At 57.9% G+C, this 1,455-nt stretch carries 1 rRNA gene; it reads right to left on the bottom strand.

The window, feature by feature from the left end:
- Positions 1–1,329 (bottom strand): 23S ribosomal RNA (locus tag B5D13_RS08585); the annotation flags it as partial.
- Positions 1,330–1,455: the final 126 nt, after the last annotated feature.

Below are 1,455 nucleotides of genomic sequence, written 5' to 3'. Positions count from 1 at the left end.
TTTTCACGCCCCTCTCGTTACTCATGCCAGCATTCTCACTTCCGGCCGGTCCACCGCGGGTCGTCCCGCGGCTTCGCCCCAGACGGAAAGCTCCCCTACCACTGCGAAATGCAGTCCGCCGCTTCGGTACCATGCTTAGCCCCGTATATTGTCGGCGCATGTCCACTCGACCAGTGAGCTATTACGCACTCTTTAAATGAATGGCTGCTTCTAAGCCAACATCCTGGTTGTCTGAGCAAACGCACATCCTTTGCCACTTAGCATGGATTTGGGGACCTTAGCGGGCGGTCTGGGCTGTTTCCCTTTCGAACACACAGCTTAGCCCACATGTTCTGACTCCCGGACTCTGGACCTACGGCATTCGGAGTTTGATTGGTCTTGGTAGGCGGTGAGGCCCCCGCAACCATTCAGTGCTCTACCTCCGCAGGTAAACGTCCGAGGCTAGCCCTAAAGCTATTTCGGGGAGAACGAGATATCTCCGGGTTTGATAGGCCTTTCACTCCTATCCACAGGTCATCCCCTCAGTTTTCAACCTAAGTGGGTTCGGCCCTCCACGGGGTCTTACCCCCGCTTCAGCCTGCCCATGGATAGCTCACCCGGCTTCGCGTCTACGGTGTGCGACTGAACGCCCTGTTCAGACTCGCTCTCGCTGCGGCTCGCTTGCTAGCTTAACCTCGCCACACGCCGTAACTCGCTGGCTCATTCTACAAAAGGCACGCCGTCACAGTGCAAGCACTGCTCCGACTGCTTGTAGGCACACGGTTTCAGGTACTATTTCACTCCCCTCCCGGGGTGCTTTTCACCTTTCCCTCACGGTACTTGTCCACTATCGGTCACAGGAGAGTATTTAGGCTTGGAGGGTGGTCCCCCCAGGTTCCCACCGGGTTTCACGTGTCCGGCAGTACTCAGGAACCACTCGGCAGTCCTCGCGGATTCGCGTACGGGGCTCTAACCCTGTCTCGCCGGCCTTCCCAGGCCGTTCCGCTTCCACGAGGTTTTGTAACTGCGCGATGAGTGGCCCTACAACCCCGCCGGCGCCGAAGCGGCCGACGGTTTGGCCTATGTCCCCGTTCGCTCGCCACTACTAGGGGAATCTCGTTTGATTTCTCTTCCTCCGGGTACTTAGATGTTTCAGTTCCCCGGGTTACCTCCGCCGCGCCTATGTGTTCAGCGCGGGGCGACGGGAAATGACTCCCGCCGGGTTCGCCCATTCGGAAATCCACGGGTCAAGCGGATATGTGCTCCTAACCGTGGCTTATCGCAGCTTGTCACGTCCTTCGTCGGCTTCCTGTGCCAAGGCATCCACCGTGTGCCCTTACCATCTTCTCTTCGATGGTCCGGTACATACATACACTCCGGCGGACTGGCCGCCGGTGCGATCAGATGCGATCTTCTTGAAAAAGAAAAATATCGTCTTTGTCACGCTATGCAGCTCTCAAGGTACGGCAGGGCGGG

The organism is Olsenella sp. KH1P3 (assembly GCF_900167315.1).
GTDB classification, from domain to species: Bacteria; Actinomycetota; Coriobacteriia; order Coriobacteriales; family Atopobiaceae; genus Olsenella_J; species Olsenella_J umbonata_A.
Note: the sequence above shows the minus strand (reverse complement) of the source record. Positions and strands in the feature narration are given on the sequence as shown.